Source organism: Kribbella sp. NPDC051952, from assembly GCF_040680855.1.
GTDB lineage: Bacteria > Actinomycetota > Actinomycetes > Propionibacteriales > Kribbellaceae > Kribbella.
The window spans coordinates 454,522-474,691 of sequence record NZ_JBFAXQ010000002.1 but is presented as its reverse complement, the minus strand read 5'-3'; the positions used below and the strand labels follow the sequence as shown (position 1 = coordinate 474,691).

The 20,170-nt window shown below is 64.4% G+C and carries 14 protein-coding genes; 10 read left to right on the top strand and 4 right to left on the bottom strand.

The features are described 5' to 3' along the window. Positions 1 to 17: 17 nt before the first annotated feature. Positions 18 to 2,342 carry a CHAT domain-containing protein gene (locus AB0L70_RS06890; RefSeq protein WP_363680840.1) on the top strand — a complete coding sequence of 775 codons (2,325 nt, stop codon included), beginning with the start codon at positions 18 to 20 and terminating at the stop codon, positions 2,340 to 2,342. Here the strand turns inward: AB0L70_RS06890 and AB0L70_RS06885 are convergent. Then, positions 2,303 to 2,734, bottom strand: coding sequence for a PhzF family phenazine biosynthesis protein (locus tag AB0L70_RS06885; protein WP_363680918.1), 432 nt, complete (start codon positions 2,732 to 2,734; stop codon positions 2,303 to 2,305). The genes AB0L70_RS06890 and AB0L70_RS06885 overlap by 40 nt on opposite strands. Positions 2,735 to 2,799: 65 nt before the next feature. On the opposite strand from AB0L70_RS06885, the gene AB0L70_RS06880 reads away from it, so the two are divergent. Continuing rightward, positions 2,800 to 3,006, top strand: a complete 207-nt coding sequence (locus AB0L70_RS06880; protein WP_363680838.1) for a hypothetical protein — start codon at positions 2,800 to 2,802, stop codon at positions 3,004 to 3,006. 446 nt (positions 3,007 to 3,452) lie between these two features. Here the strand turns inward: AB0L70_RS06880 and AB0L70_RS06875 are convergent, their stop codons facing one another. Both AB0L70_RS06875 and AB0L70_RS06870 read right to left on the bottom strand, forming a co-directional pair. Then, positions 3,453 to 7,781 carry a trypsin-like peptidase domain-containing protein gene (locus AB0L70_RS06875; RefSeq protein WP_363680836.1) on the bottom strand — a complete coding sequence of 1,443 codons (4,329 nt, stop codon included), beginning with the start codon at positions 7,779 to 7,781 and terminating at the stop codon, positions 3,453 to 3,455. Then, positions 7,756 to 8,067, bottom strand: coding sequence for a trypco2 family protein (locus AB0L70_RS06870; RefSeq protein WP_363680834.1), 312 nt, complete (start codon positions 8,065 to 8,067; stop codon positions 7,756 to 7,758). Before AB0L70_RS06870 ends, AB0L70_RS06875 begins: the two co-directional genes overlap by 26 nt. A gap of 158 nt (positions 8,068 to 8,225) precedes the next feature. Between AB0L70_RS06870 and AB0L70_RS06865 the strand changes: the two genes are divergently transcribed. The 8 genes from AB0L70_RS06865 (at position 8,226) to AB0L70_RS06830 (ending at position 19,718) form a co-directional block, all read left to right on the top strand. Continuing rightward, positions 8,226 to 10,325, top strand: a complete 2,100-nt coding sequence (locus AB0L70_RS06865; RefSeq protein WP_363680832.1) for a hypothetical protein — start codon at positions 8,226 to 8,228, stop codon at positions 10,323 to 10,325. A 338-nt stretch (positions 10,326 to 10,663) separates the two neighbouring features. Further along, on the top strand, positions 10,664 to 10,957 hold the full coding sequence (locus tag AB0L70_RS06860) for a hypothetical protein (protein ID WP_363680830.1): 294 nt from the start codon (positions 10,664 to 10,666) through the stop codon (positions 10,955 to 10,957). 938 nt (positions 10,958 to 11,895) lie between these two features. Next, on the top strand, positions 11,896 to 15,864 hold the full coding sequence (locus AB0L70_RS06855) for an SIR2 family protein (protein WP_363680828.1): 3,969 nt from the start codon (positions 11,896 to 11,898) through the stop codon (positions 15,862 to 15,864). A 743-nt stretch (positions 15,865 to 16,607) separates the two neighbouring features. After that, positions 16,608 to 16,946: a hypothetical protein gene (locus AB0L70_RS06850; protein ID WP_363680826.1), complete on the top strand. Its 339-nt coding sequence runs from the start codon at positions 16,608 to 16,610 to the stop codon at positions 16,944 to 16,946. Beyond that, positions 16,930 to 18,270 (top strand): hypothetical protein, encoded by a 1,341-nt coding sequence (locus AB0L70_RS06845; RefSeq protein ID WP_363680824.1) that lies wholly within the window; start codon positions 16,930 to 16,932, stop codon positions 18,268 to 18,270. Before AB0L70_RS06850 ends, AB0L70_RS06845 begins: the two co-directional genes overlap by 17 nt. Positions 18,271 to 18,317: 47 nt before the next feature. After that, positions 18,318 to 18,881, top strand: a complete 564-nt coding sequence (locus AB0L70_RS06840) for a hypothetical protein (protein ID WP_363680920.1) — start codon at positions 18,318 to 18,320, stop codon at positions 18,879 to 18,881. Further along, entirely contained in the window at positions 18,782 to 19,255 is a 474-nt protein-coding gene (locus AB0L70_RS06835; RefSeq protein WP_363680822.1) for an ImmA/IrrE family metallo-endopeptidase, read from the top strand. The genes AB0L70_RS06840 and AB0L70_RS06835 overlap by 100 nt, the downstream gene beginning before the upstream one ends. A gap of 22 nt (positions 19,256 to 19,277) precedes the next feature. Further along, complete coding sequence (locus AB0L70_RS06830; protein ID WP_363680820.1) at positions 19,278 to 19,718, top strand: hypothetical protein; 441 nt, start codon at positions 19,278 to 19,280, stop codon at positions 19,716 to 19,718. 94 nt (positions 19,719 to 19,812) lie between these two features. On the opposite strand, the gene AB0L70_RS06825 is transcribed toward AB0L70_RS06830, so the two are convergent. Continuing rightward, positions 19,813 to 20,001 carry a hypothetical protein gene (locus AB0L70_RS06825; RefSeq protein WP_363680818.1) on the bottom strand — a complete coding sequence of 63 codons (189 nt, stop codon included), beginning with the start codon at positions 19,999 to 20,001 and terminating at the stop codon, positions 19,813 to 19,815. Between the last annotated feature and the right edge of the window lie 169 nt (positions 20,002 to 20,170).

Sequence of the window (20,170 nt, the reverse complement as noted above, 5' to 3'; positions counted from 1 at the left end):
GCAGCTGGGAGGTCTTGATGGACCTCAGGGCTCTGGAGGACGCGCTAGGTGGCCGCCCTTTCACGATCTTGTCAGTCACGGATGAGAGTCCGACGGCTCTCGCCGGCCTGCGAACCTTGGGCAACGTCGAGATTCAGTTGGTCAACTCGAACGCCGAAGCGGCGGCTCTGGTCGGCGTACGCGACTTCAACCTGGTGGTGGTCAACGAAGAGGACGACTGGGACGAGGTCAAGGCTCTGATCGGTCGCGTCCGCGCCGGGACGACGGCTTCGATCGTCGTCCAGGGAGACCGTGCGGGACGCATTGACCGCCTCCGTGCGGTTCTCGCGGGCGCGGACTCCTACGTCGAACCGGGCGACGACTGGTCCTTCCAGCCGCTGCTCGAACCAGGCGAGCGGCCGGACGAGAAATTTCAGCGTCTGTTGGGACGACGGCTGGCGCGGTTCGGCGGCCAGGTCGCCGACGAGATGATGAGCCAGATCCAGGAACACGTCGCCACAGCAGCGGATGACGCCAGCCTCAGCGACGTCGTCAAGATGGCTGCCGCAAAGGTGAGCATCGGCCGAGCAAAACCGATCGCAGCTGCCACAATGCCTGTAATTCGCCACCTGCTAAGTGGGGCGGCTCTGAGGCCTAACGCGGTGTTCAACAGGCCGGAAGCTGAGCGTGGTCTTTACGCGCGCCGAGATGCCAAGATCCTCCGGCCTGATGAGCTGCATTGGAATATCCGTTTCCCGGAGCACACCGAGATCATGCGCCAGAAGCCGCATGTTGTCGTCAGTGGTCGCGAGTATCCGCTGCAGACAGCGCTAGAACGAGCAGCTTGGCTCGACGGCTGGAGCGCCAGCCTCTCGGCCGAGGAGTTGCAGGGAAAGAAGATCGTTTACGCGTTCAATGCGACGAACGGCGCCTTCAATCTCCTTGGTGATGGGCAGGACTGGCACCAGTTCGTCATGTCGGCTGAGTTCCAGTGCACCGAGGACGGCACCGCGCCGCTGGATCTCAGCTACCGCGCCGGAGACGTCGGTGAGGCAAGGATCGAGGCGCTCCTCTTGGTCGATGGTGGAAGCATCGCCCGTCAGACCATCGACCTCGAGGTGCGCGGCACGAAGGAGCGCCGCCAACGCCGACGGACCCGTGGCCGTGGATCATTGCGTGTGCCGATCGAGGCGATCGCGGAGCCTGCGGGTGCGGATGTCGGTCTCCATCTCACACCGCAGAGCGCGGGGCTCTGGGCAGGTGGTGAGCTGAGAAACCGATTCGTGTGGAGCGAGGATCTCCCGAGGAAAGTGGATCCGGTCGCTCGACAGGCCTATCGGGAGCTCCGTGGGCTGTCCGAGAAGTTCGTAGCTGGGACGGGCCTGGCCCTTCTCGGCCAGGACGGCGACGACGCTCTCGTCGCGCTGGCCAAGATCGGGAGCCGACTGCACCAGCGGGTGTTCACTACCTGGACCGACAGGCCGGCACCGGAGAGGATGCAGCAATTGGCCGACGATCTGAGCCGACTGGGAGATCGCGCGCATCCTCCGTTGATGCAGTTAGTGACGAGCGGGTACTCACTTCCGTGGGGGATCTTGTACGACCGGCCGCTGAAGAAGAACGCCGGTGTGAAGGACGTCGACCCCGAGGGCTTCTGGGGCATGCGGTTCGATATCTACCGAGACGTCGTGCCGGCACCGGCAGGAGTGCTCCCACGGCGAGGGCGCCGTTGGCGACTGAAGCCCATCGTTGGCGACACCGTTCCAAGAGGTCTGCAGCAGCTTGCCTTCATCGAGGAGATGGCGCAGGCGCTCACGGATCCTGACTCGGTCGTCCAGGACGCCTCGAGGTCTCCGAAGGAGATTCGAGCCTGGGCCGAAACCGATCAGCCGAGTGACTTGCTGTACCTGTATTGCCACGCCGTTCCGGTCGATCCGGCGACAGTCGACATCGCAAAACCCGAGATGAGTTCGCTGGTGTTCGGACCAACGGAACAAAGCCGTTCACGGATCACACTGAGCCAGTTGCGGAGATGGTGGACGCCGGTGCGACCGGCCAATCCTGTAGTCATCCTGAACGCGTGCGCATCCGGCCAGGGCGACGTTCTCACGGGTGCGCCCTTCGTTGACTTCTTCACCGAGCAATGGGGCGCCCAAGCCTTCATAGGCACCGACTGGCCGGTCCAGGCAGCGATCGCCGACGCCATCGGCCGAAAGCTGCTGTCGGAGGTCTGTGATCACCGTGTCTCGCTGCGCACCGCACTGCGATCCGCGACCAACGACGCTGCAGCCGAAGGTAACTACTTCCCCCTGATGTACGCCATCTACGGTCCGAACAACGTCCAGTTCTGCGCGCCCTCCTGAGACCACCCGTGGACGGCCGCTACGGTCGCCACCCGACTCGGCGCACTACTCGTCGGTACGGGAAGGCTTCGGCGGGAAACCTGAGAGTCCCTTGGATCAGGGTGGTTGTGGTTCCGCCAACCCAGATTGTGCCCGTTGGGGTCGGTGCGGATGTGGACGGTGCCGGCTCGGCCGAGGCGTTGGCCCTGGGAGACTTGGTAGGTGTCGGGTGCGATGCCTGTGCTGATTAGCCATTGGGCGACCGAGGCGTTCATGCTGCAGCAGATGGGGTCATCGGGCCCGCTGGCGCCGGGCGCGAAGGTTCGCAGTTCGAAGGCATGGTCGCACCCGTCGGGATAGGGGCCGACGGCACCGATCATCGCGGTCGGGATGCGAGAGAGGTCGGGCTCCAGAGCGAGTACTTCGTCGGCGGTGCGCAGTCGGATAATGCCCCAGTCGGGTCCGTTGTCGACCCCTGGTGATCGACGATCTGGTCACGCCTGATGCCGAACGCCGCGACGATGCTGTCGAGATAGTCGTTGCCGAGTGGTCCGTCGCGGAGCGTCGGGGGAGCGCCGAACGACAGCGTGTCCTGGTCGCGTCGGATCTTGACCAGGCCGGACGCGCATTCCTGTACGACGACGTCCGTGGTGTGCGGCGTGCCGCCGTTCTCCAGCCAGGGTGAGCCGATCCGAGCGTGGGATGGCCGGCGAACGGCAGCTCGCCGCCGGGTTGGCCTCGATGGCTCACCTGACCGCCACGTCCGGCTGGCTCGTACTGCTGCCCGGCTTGATACTGGCTGGGATCGGCCTGGGCATCACCTCCACCGCCCTGGCCTCGGCCGCGCTTGCGGCGGTGGAGCCGGCAGGAGCCGGGATGGCAGCCGGCATCACGAACACGCTGCGACAGGTAACGAACAGCGATTACGAGTGGTCATCGTTGAGAGGTCAGACGGTGCAGGTTAGATGCAATTCTGACAGTCCGCGCGCAGATCTCCAGCGTGTTATAACAAATCTACACGATTTTGAGAGTGCTCCCCGGTCAGATCTCTAAACCCCTGTCGCCGCCTCGGACCCGTCACCCCACGTTGCCAGCTCCCCAACCAGACGCCTGTCGACCGCCGTCGCTTCGTCAATCGACCCTGTTCTCGGCCATTGTCAGGATCTCGTGGATGAAGCGTTCCAGCGCGATCGGGCCCACGCGGGGCTCGAGGCGCGTCGCGACTGCCAGGATCCTCGGACCGATGCCGGTGAGCAGTCCCTGAATCACGAGTTGGCGGGCGCGGTCGGGATTGTCTTCGGCAACATTGTCCGCGAGGCCTGCGAACACCGCGCCCTGTGACTCGAGTGGCAGATCGCGGATAGCGCCAACGGCCTCGTCCCACAGGTCAGCTGCTGCAGCAGCCCGGGCATAGTCACGCCGGAATGAGATCTCCATCTGCCGCTGGAGCATGCCAACGGCGGGCCCAGCGTCCGTCAAGATCGTGGCGAGTAGCCTCCTCGCGGCGTCCTTCCGACCATGCCGCCCGGCCGCGATGACCAGTTCCGTTGGGCACGGCCTGTGGCTGTACACGCGGAGGATCTCCTCGACGAACTCATCGGCCAGCTCCGTTTCGTGCGCCTGGTACGCCGCGCACGCCGCATCGACCAGGATCGGGAAGCGAGCCCGTCGTCGGGTGACGTGCCGTCGGCCGTGAACCAACCGGGTCAGGATGTGTCGTTTGAACGCCTGGTCGGCGCCGACATCCTCGGTGACAAGCAGCAGCATGACCTCCTTCCGATCGCGCGCCCGCAAGCGACGGCTGAGCTCGATCGCGCGCTTGACTGCCCGATCCGCCACCGCGGGCTGCCCGATCCGCGTCGCGGTCGCTGCGCACCGGACCAGAACCCTTCCTCGCTCATCCGGGGGAATTGAGTCGGAAGACCGGAGCACCGATTCCAGCAGGGCCTTCGCGGACGGTGCGTCTCTGGTACGACCTCGGCCGTACCAGCGCTGGAACGTGTCGGCCTCGCGGGCACCGTCGTGGGTAGCCTCGACGATCTCCAGCAGTGTGAGCAGCCGGGGGGTTGCCTCATCGATCTGAGCTGTGATCACGGCGGCCGCATTCCGGTAGCCCGCAGCGGCCAGGGCAGCCGGTACAGCAGCACGATTACCCTGATGCACTGCGAGGATCGCCAGACTTTCTTGGATGGCACCGGCCTCGACGGCGGTCCGTGCAGCTTGCTCGATCCTGAAGTCGGCCCAGCCGAGCCGGCGGGGGCAGAGCGAGATACTCTCGCGCCATCGCGGAGTTTCCGTCCAGATCCTGGATACCTCCGCGATTGCTGCCCAGTTCCGCTTGGTGTACATCGCACGCCGCAGCAATCTGGCCGCCTCGACGTCCCGCCCTGCACGCGCGGCGCCGACGGCATAGCATCCAAAGATCATCTCAATCACCTCCGACGGCTTCGAGAGCGGCAAAACCCGAAGTGCCGTCTCGAGTTCGTTGTGGCGAAGCATGGTCTCGACGATCTGCGCGAGATAACTGCCGGCCGCGTCCGGGAGCATGTCGTTGGCGACGTGGTCGCCGCGAAAGTCGGGCATCCATTCGGTGGTCGTGCTGCCGGCCGCCGCCCGTTCCACATACTGATCCACGGCCTGAACCAGCGACGCCGCCTCGGATCCGAAATGATGTGCGGCCAGCAGCGCCAGCCCGCCGAGGTCCTCGTCGGGCCCGTCCAGGTCGGAGATTCTCACCGGCTCCGTGCGGAATTCGTCGACGAGCCGTGCGGCGTCGTGGAGGTCTCGGCGGCCTATGCAGGTGTGGATCCGATGGAGCCGGACGTTGTCGGGCCCCATGCGACGAAACTCTGCGAGCTCCAGGCTGAGGCTGGGCACTGGCATCGGTTCGAGGGCGCGATCGATCCTCCCCGGGCCTGCCGGGTTGGCAACGATCTGCCGGAGGAGGTCCATCCTGCGCTGATCGTCGGCGGCGACGGGGCTCGCCGCGATCCGGTCCAACGCCGCGCGGGCATGGCCGAAGTCCCGTACACCGACGGCGACTTCGATGGCATCGAGGAGGATTCGTACGGGCAGATCCCTCGCAGGTGACTCGAGTATCAACTCCCACAGCGCGGCGTTGAGAGCGACTTCGGTCCCAATCCGCCCGAGTCGATGCGCCAGCGGCGCGAGCCGGACCATTGCTTCCGCCTTGCGCACCGCCGCGGAGATCGGGGGCGGTTCGCCCGACTGCCGATTGCTGGCGTTCAAGGTGTTCAGGATCCCGCGCCTCTGCTGCATGTCTTGATGTACGGCAGCGTCCCTGCGGTCGATGTGTTCGACGTCTATTCGTCGTGCTGACTCGACGGCAAGTTCGAGCGCGATGCTTGCGCGTGTCGAGCGGTCAAGATGTAGCTCGACGACGGTCAGTCGGGTAAAGGCCCTGGTCCGCTCAAGTTCGCCTTGCACCTGTTCGGCGCGCTGTCGTGCCTGGTCGGGATACCCAGCCAGGGCTAACGCCTGGGGGAGGGCTTCTGGATAGGTGCGCCGACTAGGTTGGATTTCGTGGAGCCGCAAAGTCAACGGGACAAGTTCTGTCAGGTCGTCGTTATTCACCAGCGCAATCTCGACAGCTTGCCGGAGGGCCTTGCCGGCGCTGATCTGCGCGCCGGGGCGACGGCGGTGCAGCGAGAGCCACAGCGGAGACGTGGCGGTGTCGGTCAGTCTGCGCAGGTCGCCCATTTCGGCCAGCATCGACAGATACCCGTCGACGAAGAAGTCCGGAGTCCCGTCCCCCCAACCGTCGGCCGCGCTGCGGTCTCCGAGTTCGGCTACTGCCTCCTGGTACGTCGCCGGCGGCGTCGTCATCCGATCGAGGAGCGTGGTCCGGATCGTCGCGTGGCCGAGAACGATGCGGTCCGCCCTCTCTCCAGGAAGAGTCCAGACCATCCGGTCGAGGGGGCCGGCTTTCCGGGCATGGCGTACGTCCTCCTCGGAGACCCCGAGAATCTCCGCAAGCTCGCTTTCGCCCAGCGGTCCTACGGCGGCCAAGCACTCGGCCAGCGGCCGAGCGACGGCATCCGAGGTTTCGAGCAGCTCCTCGATCGCGACTATCGCTCGTTGCCTCGACTGATCGGACTGCACATTCGGTGCGAGCTGGACGAAGTCGCACAGGTCGGGTCGGTTGACTGGACGGGAAGGATCTGCCAAGCGGGAGAAGTCGACTGACGGCCGCGTCAGCAGGAGGATCGACACCCCGGTCGGAGGATCGGGAGGCAGCATGGCCAGCAGCCGGCGGATCGAATCCCGGCTCTCCAACTCGTCGATGCCGTCGAGGATGATCAGGAGGCTGCGTTCGAGCTGGAGCTGCATCTCGAACACCCGAGCTAGCAACTCGCTGAACACGATCTGAGCCGTACCGGGTTCAGGAGGGCGCTCACCGAGGAGAGCCGAAAGCTGATCGGCCAGCAACATCAGTACCTCGCCGATCGTTCCGCTGCTGACCGTTGTCCGGCTGATGAGAGCGGAGACCACGTCGAACCCCGGCGGCGGCTCGCTGGCCAGCGTGACAGCGATCGACGTCTTGCCCGACCAGGAATCCCCGCGCCAGACCGCGTAACGACGCGCCGAGGAGAGCCATTCGTGCAGCCTCTTCACTTCTGCGTCGCGCCCTAGCAGTTGCGGACAGAGCTGGCGAGCGACTTCGAGCGTCGGCTGATACGGACGACGGCGCGCCGGCAGGATGTCGGGGGTGACCCCATGCCCGGTCAGCAGGGTGGTCACCTTCGCCCGGCCGGGTGGTGGCTCGGCGAAGCGATGACCGAGGTTGACCCGATACTCGCTCAGCACGGCCGCCAGTGGGACAGCCGTGAGGGTCTCCTGGTGACGGCTCGCCCGGACGATCACCCCGATGAGCCAGCCGTGGAGGAACACTGGGGCGCCAGAGATCCCCATCCAGTCCTCGGCCGTGCCCCCGTCGACGGTTTCGACCTCCAACTCCAGGAGGCCTGTCCGCAGGTTCCAATCGGACCTGACCAGGCCTCCGACCGTCACAGAATCGCGATAAACCTTGCCGCTCGACAACGTTCCTTGCTGCCGGGCTGGGAAACCGAGGCTGACGTATGGCGTGTCGGCCTGACCACGGCGTCCTTCTGGATAGGCCAGCAACTCCCCGAAGCGCGGCGTCAAAACTTCGTATGGCGCTGGAGCGTCCAGTGTGAGAAGCGCGAGGTCGACCTCTTCGGCGCCCGACCAAGCAATCGCGGCAGACCGGGTACCGCCGTCGGGGGTGAGCCCGAATCGTATTGTGATTCCTGTGGCGCCGAAGACGACGTGCCGTGCGGTCAGAACCAACCGTGGCGCCAGCAGGTAGCCGGTCCCGTAGCCAATGCCGGCGGACGACCCCGTGGTGATTACCTCGACATGCTGACGACGGTCGAACCCGGGCATCACATCGTCACTCCGGCGGGCCATCGAGATCATCTCGCACCTGCAGCGAACTTCCGTCGTCCATGACCGGCGTCACGGCAATCCGGAGCCGATGGGTGCGGCTCGATCCACGTTTCCCCTCGGCCGCTGCATCGACGACCCAGAACCTGATCCGTCCCTCGGCGCCGGCCTCGCGGTGCGACTGCACTTCGACCTCGAGTTCTACCTTGTCAATCACGAATCGGATCTCATGGCCCCGTCCTCGCCGCAGGGCCGCTGCGAACTCGCCGCGGAGCGACTCAAGCCATTCGTCGAGCTGGATTGGCGTTTGGTCCACCACGTGCCCTCCCCGTCTGGCGCGGCGGATCCGGGCATATCGCATTACTCGCAAGCGATCCATGCGGCCGTAGGAATTTCGATCACTCACACATTGCGCACCGGGCTCCGATCTCGAACAGTGTCGTAGGACACGCTTCCGCCGTCAACGGGGAGGAACAAATGCGCGACGTCCTCATCAGTTACGTCACCATCGATCGAGTGTGGGCTGACTGGGTCGCTTCGCAGATCGAGGACGCCGACCACCGCGTGTGGTTGGAGCGAGCCGATCGCATCGGATGGCAAGGCACCGGTACCGAGAGCCTCGCCGGCAATCTGTACGTTCCGATCGTGTCAGCCGCATATCTGCTCACCGGACGAGAGACGGCAGGCTGGTGGCTCACCGAGGTGGACGACAAGCTGTGCGCGGACAACGGCGTACTCCCATTGATCCTCGGCGACGATGTCCTGGTAACACACACAGACCCGGGCGTCGACGTTCTCCAACTCGACGAATCGGACGCCATTCGTTGTAGCACTGACGTCCGTGCCTATCTCGGCCTTTCCAGAGTCGTGCCACAGGACAAACCCGGACGTGGCGTGTTCGGCCGTGACATGCCGGGCTACCCACCTGACCTTTCTCCGACCTGGCAGGTCGGGCCACGTCGCGCGGTCTTGGCGCAGAACTACGCACTCGCATCGCTCGAGCCACTCTTCTCCTCAGCGGAACCTGGGACGCAGTGGTTCACGATCAGCGGACCGAGCGGCACGGGAAAGGCACGTGAAGCTATCGAGTATGCGTACCGACATGCCGCCGAGTACGCAGGTTCGTGGTTTCTCAACGCGTCGGATATTTCCGTTCTGCCGGCTCAGGGGCAGGTAATGCTCAACGCGTACGAGTCCGGCGAAGCTGCCGGGCCATGGCTCCTCATCCTTGCCGATCTTGCGGATCCGGACATCAGTATCGACTTCCCGGGCGGCGATTGGCACGTGCTCGCCACCTCGCACAGATATCCGGAAATCGGCCGCTATGCGCGCGTTGCGCCGACGGGTGAGGAACGTGCCCGCGCCGAAAGGCCCGATCCGCGCCCCGTCGTATCGGATACGTCGCGAGCTGCGGCGCTTCTGGAGTTGCTCTGTGCGTTTGGGCCAGGCCCGATTCCGATCGGACTGCTCGTGACTGGCGCGGACGGCGCACCGTCCAATCTCGCCACTACGCTGCAGTCCAGGATCGAACTCGGCGCGGCCCTCGGCACCCTGTGCGTAGCTGGTGACGCTAGGAGGACGCCGGACAGCGTCACCATCCCGCAGGCGGTTCGGGAACAACTAGTCGCCAAGCGCCGCGAACATGCAGGGCATGCTCGCAACATGGTCATGCTGGCCGTTGGCGCCTACGTTGCTCGCGATGTGCCAACCCTTGATTGGCTGCCACTGCTGCCCCACGCAGTCGCCTGCCTCTCGGCACTACCCACGACGTCGGCTTCGCAGCAGTCAGCCCCAGCTCCGGAGTCCCTGCTGGATTACGCCAACGGATGGGAGATCGGCGACGTTCAGCATCAGCCATTGGCCCACGCGATCGAGTGCACGGCTGAGATCGCCGCTCGGCTGGGACTTCCAGACCTCGCCGTCGAGTTCGCCGAACGACTTTCAGCCCTGGCCTACAGCCGCGCACAGCGATCCGAGGCCGAACTGGTAATGGTGGCCGTTCACCGAGGCGCACGGCTGCGACAAGCGGGTCGACCACAGGACGCTCTGGACGAATTGGAGCGTGCCGCGCGGCTCGCAACCCGGCCCATCGACCGGCGCAGGAGCGATCGCGACCTGCCGGTTGCGCCGGTCGGCCTGTTCCTCGAGATGGCGCGGGTCCTCGCCGATCTCGGACGTTACTCCGAGGCCGTAGAGACGATGAACCGGATGTGGAGACATATCCGGGCTGGCCTACCGTTTTCGTCGCAGGACCACCGGTTCTACCTGCGCATCCATGCCGAGATCTTGCTAGAGGCAGGCGAACCCGACGAGGCACTGGAGGTCGTTTCTCACGCTCTGGTGGACGAGCCTGACGATGATCAAGAGGCCGGCCGGTGCTACAGCCTCCTGGCGATCATCTTTATCAATTTGTCTGACGTCCACATGGAGGCCTCACCTCGGAGAGCCGTCGAGGCGGCGCGGGATGCCCTGGCGAATGCCGACCGCGCCATCGCCATCCTTTCCGAGAGCGGCGAGGACCACGAGATTGCGCTCGCCCAAGGACTTCGCGCCGCCGCTCTGGACCGACTCAGATAGCCGCCGCCTCGCTGAGAGCCCCCGGTACCGCTGACGCAGTCAAGACTGCAGTCGAACAAGGATTAGTATCTGGCGCGTCGATCGACCCTGCTCGGACGAGTGTACGAGTACGCCGGCCAAGAATGGTTGGCAGATGTCTCAGAAGAGGGAGTTTCGATTCTCGGAGAATCCGTGGGTGCCGACCGCGGTGATCGACGGGGTGACAGCGTGCACGGGGCAGCGGACTGTTGCTGACCGGGCTGGCCGATCAGGTTGGCGGCATCAGCAGCGCGGCATTCGTCGCCAGACCGGACGGGCGCGAATCCGCGACGGCGCGCACTCGCACGCAGGAGGCGGGCATGCGGCAGACGGCTAGCGTGCTCAACGACGTACGTCGCCGAGGTCTGCCTGTTCCAGCGCACCAACTCGTGCTGGAGCTGTCCGGCTACGTCGCTGTCGTGCAGGAGCGGTTGCCCGACCATCACTTCGACTCGCTCAATCCGACGACGGCCGCCGCGCTCGTCGCGATGAGCGACCCCTTCACGCGGGTGCTCAGTGACCATCCACGGGTTCCGCGACCAAGAGCCTTTCCCGATGGCGACCTGGGGCACGGCGCTGTTGAGCTCACCGTCGGTCAGCTCGGTGACGACTGACGGCTGCTGGGGCGGCTACTCGAATTGGATACTGGCGCTGTTTTCGCATGCAGGGAGATGATCTTGTGCACACCGACTACACACCGGGCAACGTGCTGTTCGATGACGCCGGCAAGGGTCAGTGCTGTTGTCGCCCGGAACTCCGGCGTTGCCCGCGGTGACTGGCGCTACGCGCTCTTAAGGCTGCACATGGACAATATCGACGGCCAGACGGTCGGCGCCCACGAGTTGCCTCAAGTCGAGGCGGAACTGGCCGCTCTCGCCCCGGCGACCAGACGCAGCTACGAGGCGCATTGGATGGTCGACCACGTACACGAGTCAATCCTGAAACGACTCTCGCCAGAACGCATCGAGGTCGACGTAGCACGGGCGGAGAAGGCGCACAGTTGCCACGCAGATCGGTCGGCGCAAGTGAATGCAGCTAGGAAGGTCGTCTTTCTGGTTCGCAGTAGCCTGCTGCGATGTGGTCCTGGCTAGGGAGGCGCCTTGGTAGCTCGAACGGCTCTGCGAGATGTAGAGGACTGTCGGGCTCTCCAGCCCGCTGCGCCGCCGCCCATAACGAGTGAAGTCGGTCTACGAGCTCGGCGAGGGGCAGAATCGTCGCGGCACAACGTTGTGGCCCCGCCTCCACGCACGAAGAAGGGGGCCACGTTGACTCGGTCCCGCGATAGGCAGCCTCAAGTGGCCCCGGCAACTCCTCTAGCTGCTGGCCATCGCCGGCCGTCGGCCACCCAAAGTCGGCTGCGCCAGACCTGACCTGGCGCCCCAAGTCGCAAAGCATCGGCCCAGCCGACTCGGATCACCTTGCGCAGCTAACGTGGTTCGGTGTGACTCTCGGCAACGTAATGTGATCGGACATGGATGAGGTTCCTGGCGGGGATGGAGATGTTGCCACAGAACGTGAGTTCTATACGGAGTTGCGCAGATACCATCGGGACGTGGTGCCGATCATCGGCGCTGGTCTCTCGATGGCTGCAGGGGTGCCAGGGTTCTCCGCGTTGAACCAGCATCTGCTGGCGTCCGCCGCCGCGACTGGAAGGATGATCCCGGCGACGGGCCCCGAAGGTTCGTTCGGGGTGGCGAACAGGCTCGCCCGAGAGTTCGGTGAGCCGTGGGTCCAGGAACAGGCCTCGTCCCTGTTCCTTACCGGCGAGCCGACGATCACGCCGACCCTGCGCGCACTGGCGAAGGTCTCATCCGGTGTCATCATCACCACGAACTACGATCTGGCGATCGAGAGAGCTGCCGCGGCCATCGACCGGCCCGTTCGGGCATTGACGCTAGACGAGTTCGACCTGTCACTCGTCGCCGATGGTGCAGAGCTGGTGGTGCTTCATCTGCATGGCATGGCCGGGCGACCGGAGACGATCGTTCTGACCGATGCGTCGTACGAGCGGATACTGCATGACGAGAGAGCGCAACTTGTCCTGCGCAGTCTCGGAGTCCGGCGGCGGTTCGTCTTCCTGGGGCACAGTCTCGGCGAGGAAGAGGTGCACCTGCGTCGCGACCTGCGTTGGGTGTTCGACACCGCCGTGTCCGTAGCCGGCCACCGTCACTTGTTCGTCACCAATCGCACGGTGGTGACAGATCCCGGATCGCTGAAGCTTAAGAACGATCTGGAGACAGCGGCAGGTGTGCGGGTCGTCATGTTTGCCGATCCGGACAGTACCTTCCAGGCTGCTGTTCGAGCCGCTTATGCGATCGCAGGGCCGTCGTCGGTGGCGACTGAGGATGACGCCAAGGTCCTCAGTGCCGAGGAGTTCGATCAGCACTATTTGGCGCTTCCGGTGGCAGACGCGGAGCAGATCAGTACGGCGGGTGGCGTGGGGGTCTACCAGTGGCATGTGTGGCAGGAAGGTGAACTTGTCGCAACTGCGCTCGATGACACCGAGGATCGGTTGGTGATCGAAGCCGGCGGAGGGGCGGGCAAGAGCGAGGAACTTCGGCAGATCGCCCGTCGGTCAAAGCATCCGGCTCTGGTGCAGAGCTTGACGAGCTTCAAGGTGACAGCTCCTTGGCACGACGCCGGGGCAAGGTTCGTCGCCGGCATGGCTTCCGCACGGGCCGCTCGACATGGTGTTCTGCGCCTGACCCGCGAGAGGCTACGCGACGAGTCGTACACGTTTCTACTGGACGGTCTCGACGAGGTCTCCGAGACGAACCGGCCGAGGCTGCTGGATCTGCTTGAGCAAGTGGTGACCAGCTATCCGCAGCATCGCTACGTCCTTGGCTCCCGTCCGCTACCGGAGTTACTGGCGCAGCGAGTATTCCGTCGTTGGACGCCAGTGCCGGGCACAGGGTGGCTGACACGGTACGCTGCGAATCGCTCCGTCGACGTGGGCGCCCTTAACGCCGCGCTGCCCGAAAACAGTGACGTCGCCGATCTGATCACCGTTCCAATCTTTGCGGCCGCGGTCATCGACCGCATCCACGCTGGCCGGCAGTTGGAGCGGACGGCGCTTGAGTTGGTGTGCGGACTAGCCGACGCGCGGACAGTCGATCCGCGGATCGAGAGCGATGCAGGCACGCTGCGTGTGTGGCTCGACCGGCTGGCGGTCGCCTTGCAGTTGGCAGGCGCGAGCGAGCTTAGGGCGTGGGAGTTGGTGGCCAGTGGCCTCCACGCGGGACTCGAAGGCATTGATCCCACAGAGCAGTTCATCGCGGAGTTGGCCGCACGTGCCCTGTTGACGGACATCACGGGTAGGATCAAGTTCCCGGCCAACCTCATCAAGGAGGCGCGCGCGGCCCGAGCCCTGCTGCTGAGCGGCGACGAAGGGCTGGCGCTGCTCCGCAACTACGTTCTGGTGGAGTTGGACTCGACCGATTCGAGTGGCAGCCTGGTGAGGTCGGTCGATCCTTCGTGGGTCAACGTGGTCGAGCTCCTTCTTCCGTCGGCCCCTGAGCATTGGCGTTCTGCGGTGGCCGAGTTCGACGTGACGTTAGTGGCTCGATCGACCGACGGCCACGCTGACGAAGCTCATCGGAAATGGGCTGTGGACACCCTGTGGCAGACCTATCTCGAGCGCCGCATCTGGCTCGAACGAGGGATCGGTAACGGCAACGGAAGTGGCGATGCCGACGCGCTCGTCAGGCTGCTTCAGGCTGGTGTTCCCGACGGCTTCGCAGAGGTTGTCGGGGCTGCTCTGCATGCTAGCGAACGGACGGCGCGCGGCAACGCCATCGAGCTAGTGCCTTATCTGCGCCTTCCTCTCGCGAAAATACTGCTGGTGCTGACCAACGCCGTCACGGATGAGGACCCCGTGGTGCGACGCCGTGCCGCAGCAGGCGGCTGGACGATCGAGGCCACGACGGATCTATCCACGGAAACGGCCCTCGTGGAGGCTTTCGTACAGGCACTCGTCAACCAAGCGAAGGTCGATCCGGACGAGACCGCAGTCGAGACGCTTCTCAGCGTCGCGATTGACCTGGCTCCGGATGATGTGGCGGCACAGATCGCCTTGCAGGCGCCACCCAGAGCGCGACGCCGAACCGTAGCCGACCTCGTCCGCCGACTGGATCGCAGTGCACTGCTGGAGCTGCTGCGCGCGGAGCAGCTATTTCATACCGACCTGTTTTACGAGCTCGTCGAAGCCCGAAGTTTCACCGAACGGCAAGCGTGGTCCGCATCGGAAGTCGTGACGCTCGTTCACCTCATCGCTGACCATGTTGAAGAGACCGTCGCACAGTCGGATGCTCAGCTGATTCTGCTACAGCATCCAGCAGAAGCGATCCTAGCCTGGACGTGTCACCCCTCCACAGTCGACGTACAGATCGAACTCAGCAGGATCGTGGCCGGCCTTGACGATCAGCAGATGACTGCTGTCGCGGAGTTCCTTGAGCGTGCGAATTCCGACGCGGCGCTGGTTGCGGACGGCTACACGCTGGACCTAGAGACAGCCGAGTACGCACTGACCTTGGTGAGGCAGCGGACCGAGCATATGAGCCGACCAATGGACATCTCCGTTCCGTCCCTACCTTCAACGGCTCCGTCGTCGGCGGCGGCAGCGAACGAGGAGTCGGCTAGTTCCGAGGAACTGTATCGCCAGATACGGCGCCTGTTCGAGGAGCGGTCTGTCGCAAATGCGTTCGAGTCCAGTACGGGAGCGGTCTCAATTGACACTATCCGATGGCTTCGCCGTGGTGCTGACCACAACTTCTCGTTGTCTGCCGATGACTGCCAGCAGCTGTTCGAGCTGTTCCTGAACTACGCCGATTCCGTCCTCCACGAATGGCTCCTGGTGCACTGGTCCGAGGGCGTGGCCGACTCCATCGGGATTCGTCTGGCGACTGCGGAGGACCAGCAGGTACTGCGAGTCGCAGAATTTCTACCGCCGCCTTGGACGCCTAACTTCGGTGGACGGGTCCTCGACGCCGCGAACAGCGCCGCCGATCCATTCGGACTGCAGCTGAGGAGAGCGAATCTCGTTGCGAACCGTCTGGGCGAGCAGTTCGTCCGCACTTGGTCGACAGCATCGCAAGCACACTGGATTGACCCGCTCCTGGTTCGATTCGGAGATTGTGCAGCCGAAGAGAGGATGATCACCGCGCTGCGCGAGAATCCCGGCCGCATCACGCGCTACCCCTCGAGACAGGACGAGGAGTGGATCTCGTTCATCCGCTGTGCCGAGTCGACCGAATCGTTGGTGTCGTTGCTCCGGACCGCCTGGGCAGCAGGATTAGAGAACTCAGACCTGGAGCCACTGCAACAAGCTCTCAACAGGTGCGCGCGCAACGACGCGCCAAGAATCTGGGAAGAGCTCGCCGGCGACGCGAGTATCCCCTCCGCAAGCTTCCTCTTCTATCAGCGCCGCACTGCCATCACCCAGCTCATTGATGGGCGCGCGGGCCGCATGCGGATAGGTGATCCGGCCCTGACCGACCTCGTAGTTGCTCTTGTCGGCAATTAGGGAGCTGTCGCATCCGATTGATTGTCCCTTGGGCCCACCTCCCATGGGACAAGCAAACAATGCTTGCATCGCAACGTGGAACAGACGACGCAGACCTTCGAAGCTGTCGAAAATCCAGTCGGAGCGGGTCTGTTTAGGGAACCCAGATTCATCAGGGGGACGTTGTAGAGGTCACCGATCCCCAGCCCTGTCGCCCGCGAGGCACGCGCGGAAGGTGCGGCCTACAGCGATCAGGATGTTGCTGTAGGCAATGTCTTGCTCCGTCTCAGCTCTAGGAGACTCTGAGAACCTGCAATCACCGTCGATCATCGATGAGGCAAATCAGCAGATCAGACGCCATATTTCAGAGATCTGTGCCGAGGCGCCGCGAGGCTGGAAGATATCTACACCATCTGCGACGTGCGTCCGGCCTGAGCAACCATAGCAAGGGGATCTGGCGCCAGCCGCTGTGCCGTCTGAGGAGCTTCAGGTTTGTCAGTCGTGCAGAGGACGATCTGAGCGGAAGAGTGACTGTCCGGCCAGTATCAAGGTTCCCACACCGCAATTGCCTACTGAGGCCGCGGACGACCGCGAAGTAGGCGACGACGGATCGATCGCGAGCCGGCCAAGGCTTCGCCAAGCAAGCTGAAAAGGTGTCTTTGGCATCCGTTGAGTGGCAGTGGTGCAGATGACATTGGTGCCTTTGGCAACTACGGCGTACGTCCTGGGCCACAGCGTCCAGGACTGCGACGGAAGGAGACAGCGTGAACAGCGGCAGTGGTGAGGTGCGTCGGCGGATTGTTGGTCTGGTCACTCGGGCTGAGGGGATCGTTGAGGCGTTGGAGGTGGCGGCGGTTGATGGTCGGTGGGCGATGACGGCGTTCAGTAGGTATCGGTTGTGCGAGTTGCTGGACATTACGCCGTACGGACCGCTTGAGACGGATCTGGCCGCTGACCCGGTGGCGCTGCTTGAGGAGGCGGTTGGCCTGGTGGATGTGCTCGATGTGCCGATCGAGGAGCTGAGCTGGCGGCTCGCTCTTGGGGATGCTCTGCGGACGGCTGCTGCGGATATTCGGATGGTCCAAGATGCGCGCGACGTATGAGGATCTTCTCCGCGTCGCTCGACGCATGGCGGTCAACGCCGACCGCGGGACGTATGCCGACCTAGCCGATTGGCAAGCTGTGGTTGGAGCAACGGCGAGCCATCTGCTCTGGCTGCGTTGTCGCCTCTCCTCGGTCGGTCAACCGGCGCGGTCTGCTGGCGCGTCGGACAATTCGCTGGGGCGGCTGGCGCGAGCTCTTGGAGCTGCAGCCGATCTTCTTGCTACGCAGGCTCCAGGTACCGCGGCTGCTCTTGACGATCGCGAGGATCTGGCCGCCGCGAGAGCGGAGATCGCGGCGATCGTCCTGATAGCTGCGCGGCTGGTACTGCGCAGCATCCGCCCGGGTAGTCGCGAGCACGGAGACGTGCTGGCCGTCACGGCCGAGCTGGAGTTGTTGGTCCAGTCCGACGTACGGCGAACTGGCTTGGGAGCTCTTGGTGCGGTGAGAGCGGCAGGACCGTCGGCTCCGGTCGACGAGGTCTCCCTGATCGCACAGGCCGCAGCGAGATGGGTGCGGGAACACGAAGCTGTGCCGCCGCTGTCCTTACTGACCAGGGACCTTCGTTCGAGGACGGCACAGCTTCGCACCGTCGGCGGCTACGCGTCGCACATCATCGATCATCTCCTGGCCGCTCCTGCGGCCGACCTAGATGCCGGCCAGCACCTCGGCCTCAAGGTCGTCAACGCGGGATTGCGTTCTGCAGATGACGGCGCGATGCGAGTGACAGAGTCCTGGCGGCGCAGGGTGTCCGATCTGTCGGGGCATGGCAACTCACCGGGCGAGATCGCGTTCGATCAACTCCGAGGCTCGCTGGACAGCGTCGTACGACGTGATGGACGACTACTGGCACCAACGGAACTCGCACCCAACCGTCGCACTGCTGCCGGCCTTGTGGACGCGGTGGATGAGTTGGTGTCGTCGGCCGATCAAGTGGCCAGAAGTCAGCAGCGAGCAGTCGCCGCGCTTGTGAGTACCGGACGGCTGTTCGTGCCACGCCATCAGGCGGCGAGGGTCGAGCCGCTCTATTGGAGCCGCCCCACCGGTGGGGCAAGACCGCTGCAAGCACTGTGGGTCCGCACCAACATCCCCGCCTGCTTCGACGAATTGGCTCAGGCATTGGCCTGGAGCGTCGACCACTTGATCGTGGCCTCTGAGGCTGCTCGCCGACTGGCTGGCTCTTCACAGCAGCCGCGAGCAAGCCTCGACGAGCGAGTGAGGACGCCGGCGTCGTGGTCGGGCGGCGATCGCAGCCGTCGTTGGGTGGACACGGCCGGTGCCTGGATTGCTGATCCAGGACAGGATGCCGGGGAGCTCGCGCGTTGAGCAGCTGTCACCGAGATCGTCGGGAGGTTGCTGTGGGCAATGAGCGTGTGAGTGCGGAGGACCTGCACCAGGCCCTTGAGGCGGAGATTCGCAGTATGAGCAATGGCGCCGACTGGGCCAGGTGGCTGGATGTGGCCGCCTTGTTGCCAAGCTACGGCTTTGGGAATGTCGTCCTCATCAATCTGCAGATGCCGCAGGCCAACTGGGTCGCTCGCGAGCAGGCGTGGGAGAAGCTCGGACGGCGAGTGCGGAAGCAGAACGCGATCCGCATCTTGCAGCCGATCTTCTCGCAGACGTCGATGGGAGCGGCACTGCAGGCGGCCAGCCGGACACTCGCAGCAAACGGTCAACTCGGTCAGCATGTGGTCGGCTTCAAGGTGGCCTCTGTCTATGACGTCACGGCCACCGTCGGCCCGCCCATCCATCTCCCGCGGCCGTCGCAGCCTGGTCGCACCGTCCCGAACGTTTGTGGGACGCGTTGGCGCGAGAGGCCGTCGGCGATGGTTTCACCGTGGACGTTCGGTCGACCGGAGATGGATCCGAGGGATTCACGGACTACGACGCCAAGATCATCGTTGTCGCCGATCACCTTGACGATTTCACCGCCATAGCGCGTCTGGCTCACGAGGTCGGGCACATGCGTCTGCATTCGGCGCCGGACGGGATCGGCGCCGGCAGCGAGATGTGTCGCGGGACCCGCGAGGTGGAAGCCGAATCTGTCGCGTACATCGTGCTGGCACATCACGGCCTCAGCATCGAGACCTCTTCCTTCGACTACGTCGCAGGATGGGCGGCCTTGGTTGATCCGGAGGACCCGGGCAGCGTGATCAAGGCGACTGGCTCTCGAGTCGTCAATGCGGCGAGGCCGCTCATCGGATCGACGGACACCTACCTGAAGGCGAACCGGACGCAGTTGCCCGCTGTACCTGCGAGGTCAATCGATTCGCTCTTCCTTGCGCCTGAGCTCGACGGCCCGGCGCTGTGACTATTGAGGAGCTGACGCAGCGATGGGAGCCAGCGAGAGGGTCGCCGCACTACGACGAGCACGTGAACGACAGGCGAGGATCGAAGCCGCCACCGGCCGCACGATCAGGGCACAAGCATCTCTGGACCGAGCCATCGAAGCCAAGGCCGTCGCGATCGAGCGGTACGAGCAGCGGGTAGCGAATGCCGAAGCAGCATCGGCCGCGGAGATCGCCGAACTCGTGCGGGTGTGCAGGTCGGCGGAAGCTGCGGCCGAGATCCTTGGTATGCCCGTCCGCGAACTGCGCCGCATCGTCAAGGAGGACGGCGAACGACAAGCCACATCTCGCGAGGACGTTCTTGACCGGGGTCATGCTGGAGTGTTGATGTCGGTGGCGCCTGATCCTGACCCGCTGTGGGATATCGACCAGCTCGCGGCGTACCTCAACACCCCAAGCGCACGCTCTATCGATGGCGGACTCTGAGCTACGGCCCGCAGGGCATTCGTATCGGCAGGTACATGCGTTACCGGCGTAGTGTCGTACTTGAATGGATCGTGGAGATGGAGCACTCCGACGATCAGTAGTTCTCGGCGATGAACACCTCGCGCGCGATCGCGTCGGCGAGGTACTGACGCAGCTCGACAGGATTGCCGTGGATGGCGAGGTGTTCAATCCCCGCTAGGACGACGCCGGCACCATCGGCCAATGCAGCCTCGAGCAGGGCGCCCAGCGCTGCGGGCGCCGTCTCGACCTTCTCCTCGAACACCTTGCCGAGGCTGTATCCGCGGCGCTCTGAAGTCTTGCGCGGATGTCCGCCTTCTCTCGCGCACCCATGAAGAGGTGTTCACGGTAGTAGCCGTGCAGGAGGCGATCCTGCTGGGCTGTGTCGGTCACAGGTCGAGGATGATGCTGAGGATCTTCGGATCGAACATGTC